The sequence below is a fragment of the Rhizobium metallidurans genome, assembly GCF_014196505.1.
Classification (GTDB): Bacteria; Pseudomonadota; Alphaproteobacteria; order Rhizobiales; family Rhizobiaceae; genus Rhizobium; species Rhizobium metallidurans.
In genome coordinates, this window is record NZ_JACIDW010000001.1 from 793,041 (window position 1) to 809,644 (window position 16,604).

Below are 16,604 nucleotides of genomic sequence, written 5' to 3' on the forward strand. Positions count from 1 at the left end.
TACTCCATGTTAGGCGCCGTGGGGATCGGCGATCATGGGCCAGATATCCTTGCGCGCGCGCCGATACGGCGTCTTCGCTGGATTGTTAGGATAAGGCGTACCCGCTGCGCAATAGAGGATTTCGGACGCGATCTTCGAGAAGGAGGCGTAGAAGTGGTTCGTCGACTTGATGACGAGGATTTTCTTCCGCGTCGGGTCGATGCCCATGACCGAGAACAGGCTCGGATCGAAGCTTTGGGCGCGCGTCGAGTTCAGGATGATGTCGATGCCGTCGAGCACGATATGCGCCGCATCGCCGAACGGCGCGAAGCTCTCGCCGAAGCGCATCTCGGCGTTCGGCACGATCTTGATGACCTTGACGAGGCCGTCGATCGGGTTGCCGGTACCGGGTGCGGACTTGGCGCCGAAGCGAAGCGGAATCTCTGCGCCTTCACCGGCCGCCATGCAGATCTGCACCGCCATCGGGTCCCAGATGGTGCCGATCGCCGCATCGGTGACACCGCGCGCCAAGAGTTCGCCTAGAACCACCGTCGCGTCGCCCGCCGTTCCGCCGCCGGGGTTGTCCCACATGTCGGCGATGACGACGGGCCAGGCGGTTGCCGCCAGCGCCTGCGACACCGCCTCTCTCTCGTCGATCTGCGGCATCATGAAGGTGCCGCGCTTTGAAAAGAGCTCCATGCCGAGTTCATGCGCCAGCGCATCGCCCTTGTCCTTGCGGCCGTTGGTAACGACGAGAAGCTTGGTGCCCATATCCGGCACATCACCCGCCATGAAGCCGTGAACCACGGAGATGGAGAGCACATCGGGATCGTCTTTCTCGATGCGCATGATCTTGTCGACGAAAGAGCGCATCGGATCGCGCGAGGTCGGAAACACGTCGATCATCCGGCAGTCGAAGACGGACATGACGGGTTTGACGCGGCCCTCGATCGTATCGACGGCGATACGCCAAAGGTCCTCGGCGCGATCGACGAAATCGGTGTGCGGGAACTCCTTGAAGTAGACGAAAACATTGGCCGCGGCGAAACGCTTGGCGGTCAGATGGCTGTGTGGATCGAGCTCGGCGAAAACGGGAATGTCAGCGCCGACGATGTCGCGAATGCGCGTCAGCGTATCGCCTTCCGTGTCCTCATAGCCTGCGGCGACCATGGCGCCGTGCAGGCCAAGCACCACGGCGTCGACGGGCATGGCGGCGCGGAGCTGCCCGAGAATTTCGTCGCGCAGGCCTTCATAGGTCGCGCGGCTGACGAGGCCGGCCGGATCCGCCCAGGTCGCGGTGCCTTCGATCAGCGTCCAGCCCTTCTCCGCGCACACGCGCCGGCCGACGGTGATCGGTGCGGTGCAGAGCGTCGGCGTTTCCGGGTGTTGGCCCGGCGGCGCATAGAGCGACGCCTCAAAAGCACGCCGATCGACGCAGATGGGGGAGAAGGTATTCGTCTCGGTTGCGAGAGCCGCCGTGAAAATCCGCAATGTCTCGGCCTTTGTTTTGATCAACCCATCGGGTTCGGAAGATAGCCGGTGAAGCCTGAGATCTTCCAACGCCCTTCGTGCAGGCGGCAATAATAAAGGGTCTGCCACTGCATGATATCGCGGCTGCCATCGGCCTTGGCGATGCCGCCGTCGAACTTCTTGCGCACCAGCGCCATGTCGCCCTCGATCTCGATATCCTCGAGCGTGGTCGTGGTGAAAATAGCGGTGCGCGTGTCCTCGGCAAAGGATTGCGTCGCGAAATCCTTTGCCTGGCGGACCCACTCATCGCGATAGGCGGCGAGCGTCGGGAAGGCGAGGCGCCACTTGTCGGGGCTTACTTCCTTGCGGCCGTCGATACCGATGAAGCCGTCCTCGACGAAATCGTGCTCCACCATCGACCAGTCAGCCGCTAGGAAGGCGTCGATATCGCGGTGAACGAGCATCTCCCAGATCGAATGCCTGATGGCATCGGAGGCGGGGAAGGGGTTCTTGAAAGGATCGCGCATGGTGTTCTCGATTGAAATTCTTTTCATGAATGACGTTTTTCTCTGGTCAAATTCCGCTTAATATGGTCACTTGTCAACTTATCACGAAAATAATTTGCAAGGATCGGTCAATGTCCATCAAGCGTTATGGCACCGTTCAGACCGGCGCAGGCGGAAAGCCGCTGCCGTTTGCCCGTGCGGTCGAAGCCGACGGCTGGCTCTATGTGTCAGGCCAGGTTGCCATGGAAAATGGCGAGATCATCGATGGCAACATCGTCGCGCAGACGCACAAGACGATCCAGAACGTGATCGCGATCCTGGAAGAGGCCGGTTATGGCGTCGAGCATGTCGTGCGCTGCGGCGTCTGGCTCGACGATCCGCGCGATTTCTGGACCTTCAACGGTATCTATCAGCAGTATTTCGGCGAGCACCCGCCGGCACGCGCCTGTGTGCAATCGTCGATGATGGTCGATTGTAAGATCGAAATCGATTGCGTCGCGTATAAAGCGAAAGACAAATAGCGCGATAGACCAAGGGGAGCCGCGCGTGGACATTTTCTCGACATTGCAGGAAGAGAAGGCCCGGCTTTCGCCGTCGGAAAGCCGTATCGCGGAGATTCTGCTCAACGACTTCGAATTCGCCGTCAATGCCTCGATCATCGAGCTGGCGGAAAAGGCGGATGTCTCGCCGCCCACTGTCACCCGCTTCTGTCGCCGTGTCGGCTGCGAGAGCTTTTCCGATTTCAAGGTTCAGCTCGCCCGCACGGCGTATGTCGGGATGCGCTATCTCCGACCCGAGCCGAAGAGCCGCGATCCCGGTGATGTCGCCCAGGACATCATCACCAAGGCGCAGAATGCGCTGTTCCTGCTGCATCGCTCGCTCGACCTTGCCGCCATCGAACAGGCTGCCGAGAAGATCGCCAAGGCCGAGATGATCTATGCCTTCGGCTCGGGCGGCAATTCCTCGATGATCGCCAGCGAGTTGCAGAACCGCCTCTTCCGCTTTGGCCTGCACGTCACAGCGAGCTCCGACCATGGCATGCAGCTGATGCTGGCGGCGGCGGCGAAGTCGACGCATGTCATCATCGGCTCGTCATTCTCCGGGCGCAACACCGAGCTCGTCCGCTCCTTCACGCTCGCCCGCGAGACCGGGGTCACGACCATTGCGCTGACGCAGGCCGACAGCCTCGTCGCCAAGTCCGCCGACATCGTCATTCCGATCGATCTTGCCGAGGGAAACAACATCTTCCGGCCGACCTCGACGCGCATCGCCTATCTGGCCGCCGTCGATATCCTGGCCAGCCTCGTCGCCTATAATATCCCGCAGGCGGCGGTCACTCTTCGACGCATCAAACAACAACTCGTTGCCCACCGTGACGGCGATGACCGTCAGCTGCTCGGGGACTGAGGATCTCATGTCAGGAAAGGACTGAGAATGACAAAATCGGTAGCGATCGTGACCGGCGCTGCGGGCGATATCGGCCGTGCCATCGCCAGCCGGCTCGCGGATGACCATGATGTCATCCTGCTTGTCGATATCGACGGCGCTGCCGCCGAAAAGGCCGCGCGTGCGCTTGGCCCGGCTGAGCGTTTCGTCGCCGTCAGCTGTGACGTCACAAGCGAACACAGCGTTGCCGAGATGGCCAAGGCCGCCGCGTCGCTCGGCGCGCTGAAAACGCTGGTCAACAATGCGGGTGCCGCGCGCGCGGTCAGTCTGCAGTCGACGAAGCCCGAGGATTGGCGCGCCGATAACGCGCTCAACCTCGAGGCGCCGTTCCTGTGCTTCAGCGCCGTCGCGGATCTCTTGAAAGAAACGCAGGGCTCGGTAGTCAACATCGCCTCGGTCAACGGGATGCACGTCTTCGGCCATCCGGCCTATAGCGCCGCCAAGGCGGGGCTTTTGCATTTCACCAAGCTGGTCGCCGTCGAATACGGCAAGTTCGGCATCCGCTCGAACGCGATTGCGCCGGGCACGGTGCGCACGCAGGCCTGGGAAGCCCGCGCCGCCGCCAACCCCAATGTCTTCGAGGAAGCGCGCCGCTGGTATCCGCTGCAGCGTGTTGTCGATCCGAAGGATGTCGCCAATGCGGTCGGCTTCCTGGCGAGCGCGCAGGCCAACGGCATTACCGGTGTCTGCCTGCCCGTCGATTGCGGCCTTACCGCGGGGCAAGCGGAACTCGCCCGCACCTTCTCCCAATCCGCTGACTACTGATCAAAAAAATAATACTGAGAGGAACAGTTATGGACACGGTACCTTATCGTCTGGAGAGCTCCTGGCAGCCGGACGGCGGTCCGAATGGTCGCTTCACCTTTACCCTTTTCAACCTGTCGGATGCGCCGCTCGCGGATTTCAAGATCGTCTATACGTCGCTGACACGGGTGATCGACAAGAAGGCTTGCGAGAACGCGACCTTCCTGCGCCGCAACGCCAATTTTCACGAGTTCGCGCCACCAGAGGGCCTTTCCATTGCGCCGGGTGAAGGCTGGACCTTTACCGTCAGCGGTCTGCACCGCCCCGCCAAGCACTGCACCGATGGCGCCAAGTCGGCCTATGTGACACTTGCCGACGGTAGCCACGTCGCGGTCGCCGTGTCCGATCTCCTGCTCGAGGGCCGCGTGAGCGAGCCGCCGCCGGTGCTTTTGCCTGAGGGCAAGCTCGACCTGCCTTTCGCGCTGCAGCCATGGCCGGCCGAGATCGACGCCAAGCCCGGCGACGGCTTTCCTGTCGTGCTCTATCCCGCGGCCGGTGCCTCCTCGGATGATCTGCGTGCCATGTCCACGGTCACCTCGCTGGTCCGCCGCCTGTTCGAAAGCGCGCATGCGCCGTTCAACCTGCAGCCGTCACGCCAAGGCCGCGCAGTGCGTTTCGTCACCGATGCCGCGATTGCGGCCGAGGGCTACAAGCTCACTTTCTCGGCCGAAGAAATCACGCTTGCCTATGCCGACGCCGCCGGTCGCCAGTATGGCCTGACGTCGCTGGCGCAGATGCTCGAGGGCGCGCGCAGCCGCCCCGGCACGTTCCGTTTCCCGATCTCGGGCACCATCTCCGACAAGCCACGCTATGGCTGGCGCGGCTGCCATCTCGATGTCTCGCGTCAGTTCTACCCGGCAGCCGATATCAAGCGGCTGATCGATATTCTGGCCTGGCTCAAGCTCAATATCTTCCATTGGCACCTGACCGACGACGAAGCCTGGCGCCTGGAGATCAAGGCCTATCCGGAGCTGACGACCACCGGCGTGCTGCGCGGACCGGATGCACCGCTCCTGCCGCAGCTCGGCAATGGCGCGGAGCCGGTCGGCGGCTTCTATTCGCAGGCAGATGTCCGCGAGATCGTCGCGCACGCGCTGATGTTGAGCGTCGAGGTCGTTCCCGAGATCGATATTCCCGGCCACAGCACGGCGACGCTCGTGGCGTTGCCGGAGCTGACCGATGGCCAGGAAGCACCCGACAGCTATCATTCGGTCCAGGGCTATCCGAACAATGCGCTGAACCCCGCCATTCCGCTGACCTACACCTTCCTGGAAAAGGTGCTCGACGAAACGGTCGAGCTCTTCCCGTCGAAATATCTGCATATCGGCGGCGACGAGGTGGCGAACGGCTCCTGGCTGGCGTCACCGCTCGCCAAGAAGCTGATGGAGCAGGAAGGCATCGAGGGCACCTTCGCGCTGCAATCCTACTTCCTGAAGCGCGTCAAGGATATGCTGACGGCGCGCGGGCGCAAGCTCGCCGGCTGGAACGAGGTCGCCCATGGCGGCGGCGTCGCGGCCAAGGACACGCTGCTGATGGCCTGGGAAAATCCGCAGGTCGGCATCGGGCTTGCCAGGGAAGGCTATGAGGTGGTGATGACCCCCGGCCAGGCCTATTATCTCGACATGGTGCAGGCCGAGGCCTTCCAGGAACCCGGCGCCAGCTGGGCGGGCACGGTGCCGCCGGCCCACACCTATGGCTATGAGGCCGAGGGCGATTTCCCCGAAGAGCTGAAGGACAGGATGAAGGGCGTGCAGGCCTGCATCTGGTCGGAGCACTTCCTGTCTCGCGGCTATTTCAACCGTCTCGTCTTCCCGCGCCTGCCTGCTATCGCCGAGGCCGCCTGGACACCGAAGGCGAAGAAAAACTGGGATCGCTTCTCGGCCATCGTGCCGCTGAGCCCGAAATTGTGAGGACGTGACGATGCGGCTCGCTGTTGGCGGAATTCATACAGAGTGCAGCACCTATTCGCCAGTGCTGATGGCCGTCGAGGATTTTCGCGTCCTCAAGGGCGCGGACCTTCTGGGGGGCGAGTATTTCAACTTTCTGAAGGCCGATGGCGTCGAGCATCTGCCGCTTCTGCACGCGCGCGCCGTGCCTGGAGGCCCGGTCTCGCGCGTCGCCTACGAAGCCTTCAAGAGCGAGTTCCTCACTCTCTTGAAGGCCGCATTGCCGATCGACGGGCTCTATCTTGCCATGCATGGCGCGATGAATGTCGAGGGCATGGACGACGCCGAGGGCGATTGGATTTCGGCCGCTCGCGCCGTGGTCGGGCCCGATGTGGTTGTCGCGGCGAGCTATGACCTGCACGGCAACGTCAGCCAGAAGATCATCGATCAACTTGATATCTTCGCCGCCTACCGGACCGCGCCGCATATCGATGTACGCGAGACGATGGTGCGCGCCTGGTCGATGCTGGTCGATGCCTTGAAAAGCGGCACGCGCCCTGGCGTCGCCTGGGCGCCGGTGCCGGTGCTTTGGCCCGGCGAGCGCACATCGACGGAAGACCAGCCGGCGAAGGCGCTCTATGAGGCGCTGCAGGTCTTCGATCAACGCGCCGGCGTTCTCGACGCCAATCTGATGGTCGGCTATGTCTGGGCCGACGAGCCGCGCGCAACCGCCTGCGCGGTCATCACGGCGACCAGCAAGGGTGCCGCTGCCAAGGCCGCGGAAGAGATCGCGCTCTCCTACTGGAACGCACGCGAGGATTTCCGCTTCGGTCCCGTCACCGGGCCGCTGGCGGAGATGCTCGATATCGCCGAGAAGGCCGACACTGCGCCCGTCATCCTCGCCGATTCAGCCGACAACCCGACGGGTGGCGGCGTCGGCGATCGCGCCGACGTGTTGAACGCGCTGATTGCGCGTGGCTTTGACGGCGCGCTGATCGCGGGGATCACCGATCGTCCCGCCGTCGAGGCCTGCTTTGCCGCCGGCAAGGGCGCCACGCTTGCTCTGACGATCGGCGGCAGCCTCGATGGATCGAGCACGCCGGCCAAGGTGCAGGCGGAGGTGGTGCTGCTGTCCGATACCGGCGTGGCCGCCGAGCGCCAGGCGGTCGTGCGCATCGGTGGGATCACAGTCGTGCTCGCCGCGCGCCGCCGGCCCTATCACAACATCGCCGATTTCACCCTGCTCGGGCTTGATCCGAAGGCGGTGCGGCTTCTGGTCGTCAAGTCCGGCTACCTCTCGCCGGAACTGGCGCCGATCGCCAATCCGAACCTGATGGCGCTGACGCAGGGCGTGGTCAATCAGGACATCGAGGGGCTGGTCAGCAACCGCCGCGCGCGACCTGCCTTTCCCTTCGATCGCGACTTCAGCTACCTCCCGCAAGCGCGCTTCTCGGCGCGATGGTCCGAGTGACGGGAAGCAACCGACACGGCGACGGCCTGGCGGCTTCGGCGATAGACCCGACCTGCCGGGCCCCGCTCACCTGAACCAGGCGGCTCACTATGATCAGTGTCGTCGGCACGGCGGTCGCGCAATGTTGAACTGACGAGGGGAAGCGCTCGTGTAGTATTGCTGCCGGAACGGATGGATGGAGGATCGATCATGAACCGGCTGACCGCGAAGGACTTCCCCCAGGAACTGCTCGAACTCTACGACTATTACGCGCACGGCAGGATCACCAAGCGCGAATTCCTCGACCGAGCGAGCAAATTCGCCGTCGGAGGCCTGACCGCCGCCGCGATCCTCTCCTCGATGAGCCCGAACTATGCGCTCGCGACGCAGGTGGAGTTCACCGATCCCGACATCATCGCCGAATACATCACCTATTCCTCGCCCAAGGGAAACGGCGATGTGCGTGGCTATCTCGTTCGGCCGGCGAAGGCCACGGGCAAGGTGCCGGGCGTGGTCGTCGTTCATGAAAACCGGGGCCTCAACCCTTATATCGAGGACGTCGCGCGGCGTGTCGCCAAGGCCGGGTTCATCGCGCTGGCGCCCGATGGCCTCACGTCGGTCGGCGGCTATCCGGGCAATGACGAAAAGGGCCGCGAACTGCAGCAGAAGGTCGATCCGCAAAAGCTGATGAACGACTTCTTCGCCGCGATCGAGTTTCTGATGAAGAGCGACCTGACCACGGGCAAGGTCGGCATTACCGGCTTCTGCTACGGCGGCGGTGTCGCCAATGCGGCGGCCGTCGCCTATCCGGAACTCGGCGCCGCCGTGCCGTTTTACGGACGTCAGCCGAGCGCCGACAGCGTGGCGCGCATCAAGGCACCCCTACTGCTGCATTATGCCGAACTGGACAAGGGCATCACCGACGGCTGGCCGGCCTACGAGGCGGCGCTCAAGGCCGACAAGAAAGTGTACGAGGCCTATGTCTATCCCGGCGTGAATCACGGCTTTCACAACGATTCGACGCCGCGTTACGACGAAGCGGCCGCCAAGCTCGCGTGGGAACGCACGGTCGCCTGGTTCAACAAGTATCTGGTCTAGGCGCGGTCAACGGTTGCTCCGGCGAACCTATATGGAGAGCAGCCGACCAACATGTTCCGTCTGACGCCGGGCTGGACGTCCAGCACGATGGCGGCGAAGCCGATCTCGTGGGAGGCGACGACCATCGTCATTCCCTCGGCCGCGAGATCGCGCATGACGTTCAGCACGTCGCCTGCCAGCTCCGGGTCGAGCGACGAGGTCGGTTTGTCGAAGATCAGGTAGCGGCGGGACGGTGCCGCAGCGAACTCCTGCGCCATATGGGGCAATCCGATGATGGCGACCGCCGAGACCAGCGACGATACAGATCCTGTTCCGTGCTTCGCTCCATTGGTAGGAACGCCGAACAGGAATGTCACGCGGTTTCGGATTGTGGCGGACAATCAATCACGTCACGCGACGTCGCGTGACGTGATTGCAGCTCATGAGGATCAGCCGATCGACATGAGGCTCGCATTGCCGCCGGCGGCAGCCGTGTTGATCGAGGTGGAGACCTCTTCCAGCAGCCAGTTGAGGCAATAGGCCTCAGGATTTCGCTCCAGCTCCGCGGTCGAAGCGGCCTGCGTCAGGAGTAGCGGGCCGGACATGGCGGCGATTTCCTGCTGCATCGAGGCGATGCGCGCGCTGTCGCCTTCGATCAACGCTCCCGAGAGGATTTCGTTGGTGTTCCTGCCATTGCCGAAGGCGATGCGCTGCGAAACACTGACGGGAAGATCCTTCAAGCTGCTGCGAAGACTGTCGCTGCATTCGATGAACGCCTTGTTGCCGGTCGCCAGCACGGAAGAGATCTGGCGATGCAGCCCCACTTCCGAGACCGGTGCGCAGAAGATGGTGCCGCGTGCGTGCAGCGCGTAGATATTGCGTTCCCCCACGGGGCCGGTGAGCTCGCTCTCCAGGCCAAGAGCCGACTGGCTGCCGAGATTGCGGGCCATCTCCGCCTCGTCATGCCGTTGGTGTTCGTCGAGCCACTTGGCGAAATCCGACAGCGCCGGATCGCTATAGACCGAGCTGTGCTGCGGCGGGATCGGCGGGGTCTTCACCAGCCGGCCGAGATAGAGCGGTCCGCCGGCCTTGGGGCCGGTGCCGGAAAGCCCGCGCCCACCGAAGGGCTGGACGCCGACGACGGCGCCGATGACGTTGCGGTTGACGTAGACGTTGCCGACCTCGATGCGCGAAGTCACGCGGGCAATCGTCTCGTCGAGGCGTGTGTGCAGGCCGAAGGTCAAGCCATAGCCGGTGGCGTTGATCTCATCGACCAGCCGGTCCAGATCCTGCCGGCGCCAGCGGATGACGTGCAGAACGGGGCCGAACACTTCGCGCTTCAGCTCGGCGATGGTGTTGAGTTCCACGATCGTCGGGGCGACGAACGTACCATGCTGTGTCTCCGTCGGCAGCTCGATGCGTTCGACCTGGCGGCCAAGCGCCTGCATGGACTTTACATGGGTCTCGATGATCTCCTTCGCGTCGGTGGTAATGACGGGACCGATATCGGCGGAAAGGCGATTGGTGTTGGCGATCGTCAGCTCGCGCAGCGCCCCCTTCAGCATCGTCAGCGTGCGGTCGGCGACGTCGTCCTGCAGGCATAGAATGCGCAGCGCGGAGCAGCGCTGGCCGGCGCTATCGAAGGCCGATGCGATGACATCGCCCACGACCTGTTCGGCGAGCGCAGAGGAATCGACGATCATCGCGTTCTGGCCACCGGTTTCGGCGATGAGCGGGATCGGCTTGCCATCGGCCGAGAGCCGCTTGGCGAGCTCGGCCTGAATCAGGCGGGCAACTTCGGTCGAGCCGGTAAACATGACGGCCGCCGTTTCCGGTGCCGCGACAAGGGCCGCACCGACGCTGCCTTCGCCGGGAACCAGCTGCACGACATCGTGCGGAACGCCCGCCTCACGCAGGATCCTGACGGCTTCGGCGGCGATCAGCGGCGTCTCCTCGGCGGGCTTCGCCAGAACCGGATTGCCCGCAACGAGCGCGGCTGCAACCTGGCCGCTGAAGATCGCCAGCGGGAAGTTCCAGGGGCTGATGCAGACCACGGGTCCCAGCGGTGCGTGCGACGGGCCCAGCGTTCGGCGGGCCTGCTCGGCGTAGTAGCGCAGGAAGTCGATCGCCTCGCGCACTTCGGCAATGGCGTTCTGCACTGACTTGCCCGCTTCGCGGATGATCAGGCCGAGCAGCGTTTCCATGCGGGTCTGCATGATATCGGCCGCGCTGTCGAGGAGGCCCGCTCGGTCGGCGGGCGAGACACTGGCCCAGGATGCCGCTGCCGCCTGCGCCGCCTGCATCGCAGCCGTGACTTCGGATGGCGTTGCCTCGCGAACCTGGCCCACCACGTCCCGGTGGTCGGCGGGGTTGAGCACGTCGCGGGCGCCGTTGATATCGGTCGCCTGGCTCGGCAGCGCGCGCCAGCCCTTCGTGGCGCTTTCGCCCAGGAGGCGGGACAGGTGGTCGAGCACCGCTTCGCTGGAGAGATCGAGGCCCGCGGAGTTGATGCGGTTTCCGTAGAGTTCGCCGGGGAGCGAGATCTTGTCGTGTTTCTGTCCGGCGATCGGCATCTTCGAGACGATCTCGGTCGGGTCGGCGATCAGGTCTTCGATCGAAACCTCAGGATCGGCGATGCGGTTGACGAAGGACGAGTTGGCGCCGTTCTCCAGCAGGCGGCGCACGAGATAGGCAAGCAGTGTTTCATGCGTGCCGACGGGGGCGTAGATGCGGCAGGGGCGGTTCAGGTTCTGTCGGCCAACCACCTCGTCGTAAAGCGGCTCGCCCATGCCGTGCAGGCACTGGAACTCGTACTTGCCGACATAATAGTCCGAGCCTGCCATCTGGTAGATGGTCGCCAGCGTCTGGGCGTTGTGGGTCGCGAATTGCGGGAAGACGGCGTCCGTCGCCGCCAGAAGCTTCCTGGCGCAGGCGATGTAGGAAACGTCGGTGTAGATCTTGCGGGTGAACACCGGGAAGTCCGCGAGACCATCGACCTGCGCGCGCTTGATTTCCGCATCCCAGTAGGCGCCCTTCACAAGGCGCACCATGATGCGGCGGCCGGCGCGGCGCGCCAGGTCGATGATGAAATCCAGCACGAATGGGCAGCGCTTGCCATAGGCCTGCACGACGAAGCCCATGCCGTTCCAGCCCTCCAGATCGGGGTCGAGGCAGAGCGTTTCCAGCAGGTCGAGCGACAGTTCGAGGCGATCGGCCTCCTCGGCATCGATGTTGAGGCCGATATCGTAGGACTTGGCGATCAGCGCCAGCGCCTTCACCTTCGGCAGTAACTCGTCCATGACGCGGGCGCTCTGCGCGCGTGCGTAGCGTGGATGCAGAGCCGAAAGCTTGATCGAGATACCCGGCCCTTCGTAGATGCCGCGCCGATCAGACGCCTTGCCGATGGCGTGGATCGCGGTCTCGTAATCCTTGTAGTAGCGCTTGGCGTCGGCGCCCGTGGTCGCGGCTTCGCCCAGCATGTCGTAGGAATAGCGGAAGCCGCGCTGCTCGAGCGGCTTCGCCCGCTGAAGAGCTTCGTCGATGGTCTCGCCGGTGACGAACTGCTCGCCCATCATCCGCATCGCCATGTCGACGCCCCGGCGGATCACCGGTTCGCCGCAGCGGGCTATCAGCCGGGTCAGCGCGGCCGAAAGGCTGCGGTCGGCGACCGTCGAGGTGAGCTTGCCGGTGACGACGAGGCCCCAGGTCGCGGCGTTGACGAAGAGCGAGCGACCGCCGCCGAGATGCGCCTTCCAGTCGCCCTCGGAAATCTTGTCGCGGATAAGAGCGTCACGCGTGGCCGTGTCGGGAATGCGCAGCAGCGCCTCGGCCAGACACATCAGTGCGATGCCCTCCTGGCTGGAGAGCGAATATTCGTGGACCAGTCCCTCGACGCCAGTGCCCTTGTGCTTGGCGCGCAACGCCTCGATCAGCTTGCGGGCGGTGTCGGCAGCGGCCTTTCTGACGTGATCAGGAAGGGCGGCGGCCTCAACCAGACGTGGCACGCAGATCGTTTCCGGCGTGCGGTAGGCGGCCGTGATCGCGCGGCGCAGGTCGCTCTGCTGGCGGATTGGCGGGGCGAAACCGTCAAAGGGATTTGCAGAGCCGTTTGCCTGCTCTAGTGTGACTTCGGCCGCTGCCGTGTCGGTGGTGATTGTCATGCTGGGCTCCTGATCCGCCAATGTCGCGAAGCTAGCAGATTTCAGAAAGTCAATTTCACTTGATTTCGAGCGTTTAGTTATCTAACTCGCTAATCAATATTCGTGCGGAGGGAAATTCTTGTGACGAGCGCCGGAAATATCAGGGAAATCGACCAATTCGATCAACGCATACTCGACGCGCTCGTCGCCGATGGCCGGATGTCGGTGACAGACCTTGCCAAGCGCGTGGGTCTTTCCAATACGCCCTGCCAGGTCAGGCTCAAGCGGCTGATAGAGGATGGCTATATTCTCGGCTTCCGCGCCATCATCGATGTCAACAAGCTCGGCCGCAACCATGTGGCGTTTACCGAGGTGAAACTCTCTGATACCAGGGAGAATGCGCTGAACGCTTTCAACGTCGCGGTTCGCAAGCTGCGGGAAGTCGAGGAGTGCCATATGATCGCGGGCGCATTCGACTATCTCCTGAAGATACGCACGTCCGATATCGCCAACTATCGCCTCGTTCTGGGCGAAAAGATCTCCAGTCTTCCCTTCGTCGCCAACACGTCGACCTTCGTTGCAATGGAAGCGATCAAGGAGAACGGCGCCTGACCGGCGGCTTTGAGCCGCCATCATTTTACGCGTGACAGCAATCGTCTTCTCTGACAGAACAGAGCCATTGAGAGACAGGGGCGTTTGCCGACGGCAGACTGAGAAGTACCCTTTGAACCTGAACCAGATAATGCTGGCGGAGGGAGTCGCTCGGACCCTTCGGCATTGCTATTGGGGTTCCCGCGTCTTGCCCCGCCCGAAAGGGGCATGATGAAAGACGACAGATCTCCCGGTTCTATGCTCGATGCCATGCGCGCGCAAAAGCCGCTCGTTCAGTGCATCACGAATTTCGTCGCGATGAATATCGCCGCCAACGTGCTGCTTGCAGCCGGCGCTTCGCCCGCCATGGTGCATGCCGAGGAAGAGGCCGGCGAGTTCGCGGCCATCTCCGCCGCGCTGGCTGTTAACATCGGCACGCTCTCGCCCAGCTGGATGAACGGCATGCGCGCCGCCGCCGCATCGGCGGGCGCCAGCGCCAGGCCATGGGTTCTCGATCCGGTCGCGCACTACGCGACCACCTTTCGCAAACGGGCCGTCGCGGACCTGTTGGCGCTTCGCCCGACCATCATTCGCGGCAACGCGTCCGAGATCATCGCGCTCGCCGGTGGCGAAAGTCGCGGGCAGGGCGTCGACAGCCGTGACCCCGTGGAACAGGCCGAAGCTGCGGCAAGCCAAATCGCGAGCAAGTACCACGCCGTCGTGGCGGTCACCGGGGAGGTCGATTTCGTGACCGACGGCGCGCGCGGCTGCCGCATCGAGGGCGGCTCGTCGCTGATGCCGCAGGTGACGGCGCTCGGTTGCTCGCTGACGTGCCTCGTCGGCGCCTTCGCAGCCAGCCGGCCCGATGCGCCGTTCGAGGCGACAGTCGCGGCGCTCGCCATGTTCGCCGTCGCCGGCGAAGAGGTGGCGCGGGCGGACGACGGACCGGGATCATTTTCCTGGCGGTTCCTCGACGCCCTCGCCGCGATCGACGGCGCCGCGATCGACAAAAATGCGCGGGTGCGGATGCTATGAGAAGAATTGATCTTTCGCTCTATCTCGTCCTCGATCCCGAGCTCTGCGCCGGCATCGGCATGGTCGAAACCGCAGGGCGAGCCGTCGCCGGTGGCGCCACCGTGGTGCAGCTCCGCGACAAGAACGCCTCCACCGCGCGGATGATCGAGACCGGCCTTGTTCTGAAGGAAGCGCTCGCCGGCACCGGCGCATTGCTTGTCGTCAACGATGATGTCGATGCGGCCATCGCGATCAGCGCCGATGGGCTGCATGTCGGCCAGGACGATATGGTCGTGCGTGCCGCGCGCGAGCGGATCGGGCCTGACATGATCCTCGGCCTGTCGGTGGAGACAGAGGTCCTGGCGAGGGCTGTCGATCCCGCACTGGTCGACTATGCCGGTATCGGGCCGGTCTTCGCGACGCAGACCAAGCCGGACCACAAGCCGCCGGTAGGGTTCGACGGCCTGGCGCGTCTCGCCGCCATCTGCCCGGTTCCGTCCGTCGCGATTGGTGGGCTCAAGCTGGCGCATGTCGCCGGTGTCTTCGCCGCCGGCGTCGATGGGATCGCCGTCGTTTCGGCGATCTGTGGAACATCGGACCCTTACGGTGCCGCCCGCGAGCTATCAGAGGCTATCCAGGGGAGGTCGCGATGATCCGGAATGCTCTTTCCATCGCCGGCTCCGATCCATCCGGCGGCGCCGGCATCCAGGCTGACCTGAAGGCGTTCGCGGCGCGCGGCGTCTATGGCATGGCGGCGCTCACCGCGTTGACCGCGCAGAACACGCGGGGCGTATCCGGCGTTCATCTCGTCCCGCCCGGCTTCGTGGCCGATCAGATCAAGGCCGTGTTCGCGGATGTCCGCGTCGATGCCGTCAAGATCGGCATGATCGCCAGTGCCGAAATCGCCGATGCGGTCGCCGACGTGCTCCAGCTTCATCCTGATATCCCGATCGTGCTCGATCCGGTCATGGTGGCCAAGGGTGGGGCGAGGCTTCTCGATCCCTCCGCCGTCGATGTCCTTCTGCGCCGGCTGTTGCCGCTTGCGACGCTGCTGACACCCAATCTACCCGAAGCGGCCGCGCTGCTGCGCATCGATGTGGCCAAGAGCCGCCGGGAGATGGGCGAGCAGGCCGAGGCGCTGCGCGCGCTGGGTCCAGCGGCCGTGCTTGTAAAAGGCGGTCATCTCGGGGGCGACGAGAGTCCCGACGTGTTGGCAACGGAAGATGGTCTCACCTGGTTCGAGGCCGTCAGGATCCCGACGGCAAACACCCACGGCACCGGCTGCACGCTGTCGAGCGCGCTGGCGGCGGAACTCGCCAACGGCGTGGCGCTGCCGCGAGCGGTGGCCGCCGCGAAGACGTATCTCGCCGGCGCGGTGGCCGCGGCCGACACGCTCGACGTCGGCTCGGGACATGGCCCGGTCCAGCACTTTCACGCACTTTGGACGACAGAGGAAGGATACGCGAAATGACATTGCCGCTCAGTGAGCAGACGGTGATCGTAACCGGCGCAGCGCGCGGGCTCGGGGCGGCGATCGCTATGGCTTTTGCCCGCGAGGGGGCGAAGGTGGCGATCAACTATCGCAACAGCCGGGAACAGGCCGAGGCGTTGGCGGAAAGCCTCGGCGAACGGGCGCATGCGTTTCAGGCCGATATCCGCGATGGCGCGGCCGTGACCGAAATGTTGACCGATGTCACGCGCAGGCTGGGGCCGCCGACGACGGTGGTGCACAATGCGCTCGCCGATTTCAGCTTCAACGGCGACGCGCGCCTGAAACTCGGCGAGCTCAGCTGGGAAGCGATGACAGCGCAGCTCGATACGGCGGTGAAGGGCGCTCTCAACCTCATCCAGGCAACGCGCCCGGCGATGGCGGCGGCCGGTTTCGGACGTGTCGTCACGATCGGGACCAATCTCTTCCAGAACCCCGTTGTGCCCTATCACGATTATACGGCGGCGAAAGGCGCGCTGCTGGCGTTGACGCGCACCGCCGCGGCTGAGCTTGGACCCGACGGCATCACCGTCAACATGGTCTCCGGCGGATTGCTGCGGACCACCGATGCCAGCGCCGCAACGCCCGAGGCGGTATTCGATCTCATCGCCGGCAGCACGCCGCTGCGCCGCGTGACGACGCCGGAGGAGGCCGCCGACGCCGTGCTGTTCTTCGCCAGTCCCTGGGCGCGGGCAGTCACCGGCCAGAACCTGATCGTCGACGGCGGGCTCGTCTTTGGCTGACGCCGTCCGC

At 64.1% G+C, this 16,604-nt stretch carries 14 protein-coding genes, 1 pseudogene and 1 riboswitch; of the genes and pseudogenes, 11 read left to right on the plus strand and 4 right to left on the minus strand.

The features are described 5' to 3' along the window. Positions 1–9: 9 nt before the first annotated feature. Both GGQ67_RS03480 and GGQ67_RS03485 read right to left on the minus strand, forming a co-directional pair. Positions 10–1,470: a M81 family metallopeptidase gene (locus GGQ67_RS03480; protein ID WP_183898761.1), complete on the minus strand. Its 1,461-nt coding sequence runs from the start codon at positions 1,468–1,470 to the stop codon at positions 10–12. A 20-nt stretch (positions 1,471–1,490) separates the two neighbouring features. Continuing rightward, positions 1,491–1,976: a hypothetical protein gene (locus GGQ67_RS03485; RefSeq protein ID WP_183898885.1), complete on the minus strand. Its 486-nt coding sequence runs from the start codon at positions 1,974–1,976 to the stop codon at positions 1,491–1,493. 110 nt (positions 1,977–2,086) lie between these two features. Between GGQ67_RS03485 and GGQ67_RS03490 the strand changes: the two genes are divergently transcribed. The 6 genes from GGQ67_RS03490 (at position 2,087) to yghX (ending at position 8,639) form a co-directional block, all read left to right on the plus strand. Further along, a complete protein-coding gene (locus GGQ67_RS03490; RefSeq protein WP_183898762.1) occupies positions 2,087–2,476 on the plus strand; it encodes a RidA family protein in 390 nt (129 codons plus the stop codon). A gap of 25 nt (positions 2,477–2,501) precedes the next feature. Next, positions 2,502–3,362: an SIS domain-containing protein gene (locus tag GGQ67_RS03495; protein WP_183898763.1), complete on the plus strand. Its 861-nt coding sequence runs from the start codon at positions 2,502–2,504 to the stop codon at positions 3,360–3,362. Positions 3,363–3,389: 27 nt separating this feature from the next. After that, on the plus strand, positions 3,390–4,166 hold the full coding sequence (locus GGQ67_RS03500; RefSeq protein ID WP_183898764.1) for an SDR family oxidoreductase: 777 nt from the start codon (positions 3,390–3,392) through the stop codon (positions 4,164–4,166). Between the two features lie 29 nt (positions 4,167–4,195). Further along, positions 4,196–6,115, plus strand: a complete 1,920-nt coding sequence (locus tag GGQ67_RS03505) for a beta-N-acetylhexosaminidase (RefSeq protein WP_183898765.1) — start codon at positions 4,196–4,198, stop codon at positions 6,113–6,115. Between the two features lie 10 nt (positions 6,116–6,125). Continuing rightward, the gene (locus GGQ67_RS03510; protein ID WP_183898766.1) at positions 6,126–7,562 is read left to right on the plus strand and encodes a M81 family metallopeptidase; all 1,437 of its coding nucleotides are present in this window, start codon (positions 6,126–6,128) and stop codon (positions 7,560–7,562) included. Between the two features lie 189 nt (positions 7,563–7,751). Next, positions 7,752–8,639, plus strand: coding sequence for a YghX family hydrolase (gene yghX, locus GGQ67_RS03515; protein WP_183898767.1), 888 nt, complete (start codon positions 7,752–7,754; stop codon positions 8,637–8,639). 83 nt (positions 8,640–8,722) lie between these two features. On the opposite strand, the pseudogene GGQ67_RS03520 reads toward yghX, so the two are convergent. Beyond that, a pseudogene (locus GGQ67_RS03520) lies at positions 8,723–8,851 on the minus strand (amino acid ABC transporter ATP-binding protein); the annotation flags it as partial. Between the two features lie 216 nt (positions 8,852–9,067). Beyond that, positions 9,068–12,778 carry a trifunctional transcriptional regulator/proline dehydrogenase/L-glutamate gamma-semialdehyde dehydrogenase gene (gene putA / locus GGQ67_RS03525; RefSeq protein ID WP_210279505.1) on the minus strand — a complete coding sequence of 1,237 codons (3,711 nt, stop codon included), beginning with the start codon at positions 12,776–12,778 and terminating at the stop codon, positions 9,068–9,070. A 120-nt stretch (positions 12,779–12,898) separates the two neighbouring features. Between putA and GGQ67_RS03530 the strand changes: the two genes are divergently transcribed. The 5 genes from GGQ67_RS03530 (at position 12,899) to GGQ67_RS03550 (ending at position 16,594) form a co-directional block, all read left to right on the plus strand. Continuing rightward, positions 12,899–13,369, plus strand: coding sequence for an Lrp/AsnC ligand binding domain-containing protein (locus GGQ67_RS03530; RefSeq protein ID WP_183898768.1), 471 nt, complete (start codon positions 12,899–12,901; stop codon positions 13,367–13,369). A 66-nt stretch (positions 13,370–13,435) separates the two neighbouring features. Then, a riboswitch (TPP riboswitch) is annotated at positions 13,436–13,531 on the plus strand. 48 nt (positions 13,532–13,579) lie between these two features. Beyond that, the gene (thiM, locus tag GGQ67_RS03535) at positions 13,580–14,383 is read left to right on the plus strand and encodes a hydroxyethylthiazole kinase (protein ID WP_183898887.1); all 804 of its coding nucleotides are present in this window, start codon (positions 13,580–13,582) and stop codon (positions 14,381–14,383) included. Then, positions 14,380–15,015, plus strand: coding sequence for a thiamine phosphate synthase (gene thiE, locus GGQ67_RS03540; protein WP_183898769.1), 636 nt, complete (start codon positions 14,380–14,382; stop codon positions 15,013–15,015). Before thiM ends, thiE begins: the two co-directional genes overlap by 4 nt. Then, entirely contained in the window at positions 15,012–15,833 is an 822-nt protein-coding gene (thiD, locus tag GGQ67_RS03545; protein ID WP_183898770.1) for a bifunctional hydroxymethylpyrimidine kinase/phosphomethylpyrimidine kinase, read from the plus strand. Before thiE ends, thiD begins: the two co-directional genes overlap by 4 nt. After that, a complete protein-coding gene (locus GGQ67_RS03550) occupies positions 15,830–16,594 on the plus strand; it encodes a 3-oxoacyl-ACP reductase (RefSeq protein ID WP_183898771.1) in 765 nt (254 codons plus the stop codon). The genes thiD and GGQ67_RS03550 overlap by 4 nt, the downstream gene beginning before the upstream one ends. Positions 16,595–16,604 lie beyond the last annotated feature (10 nt).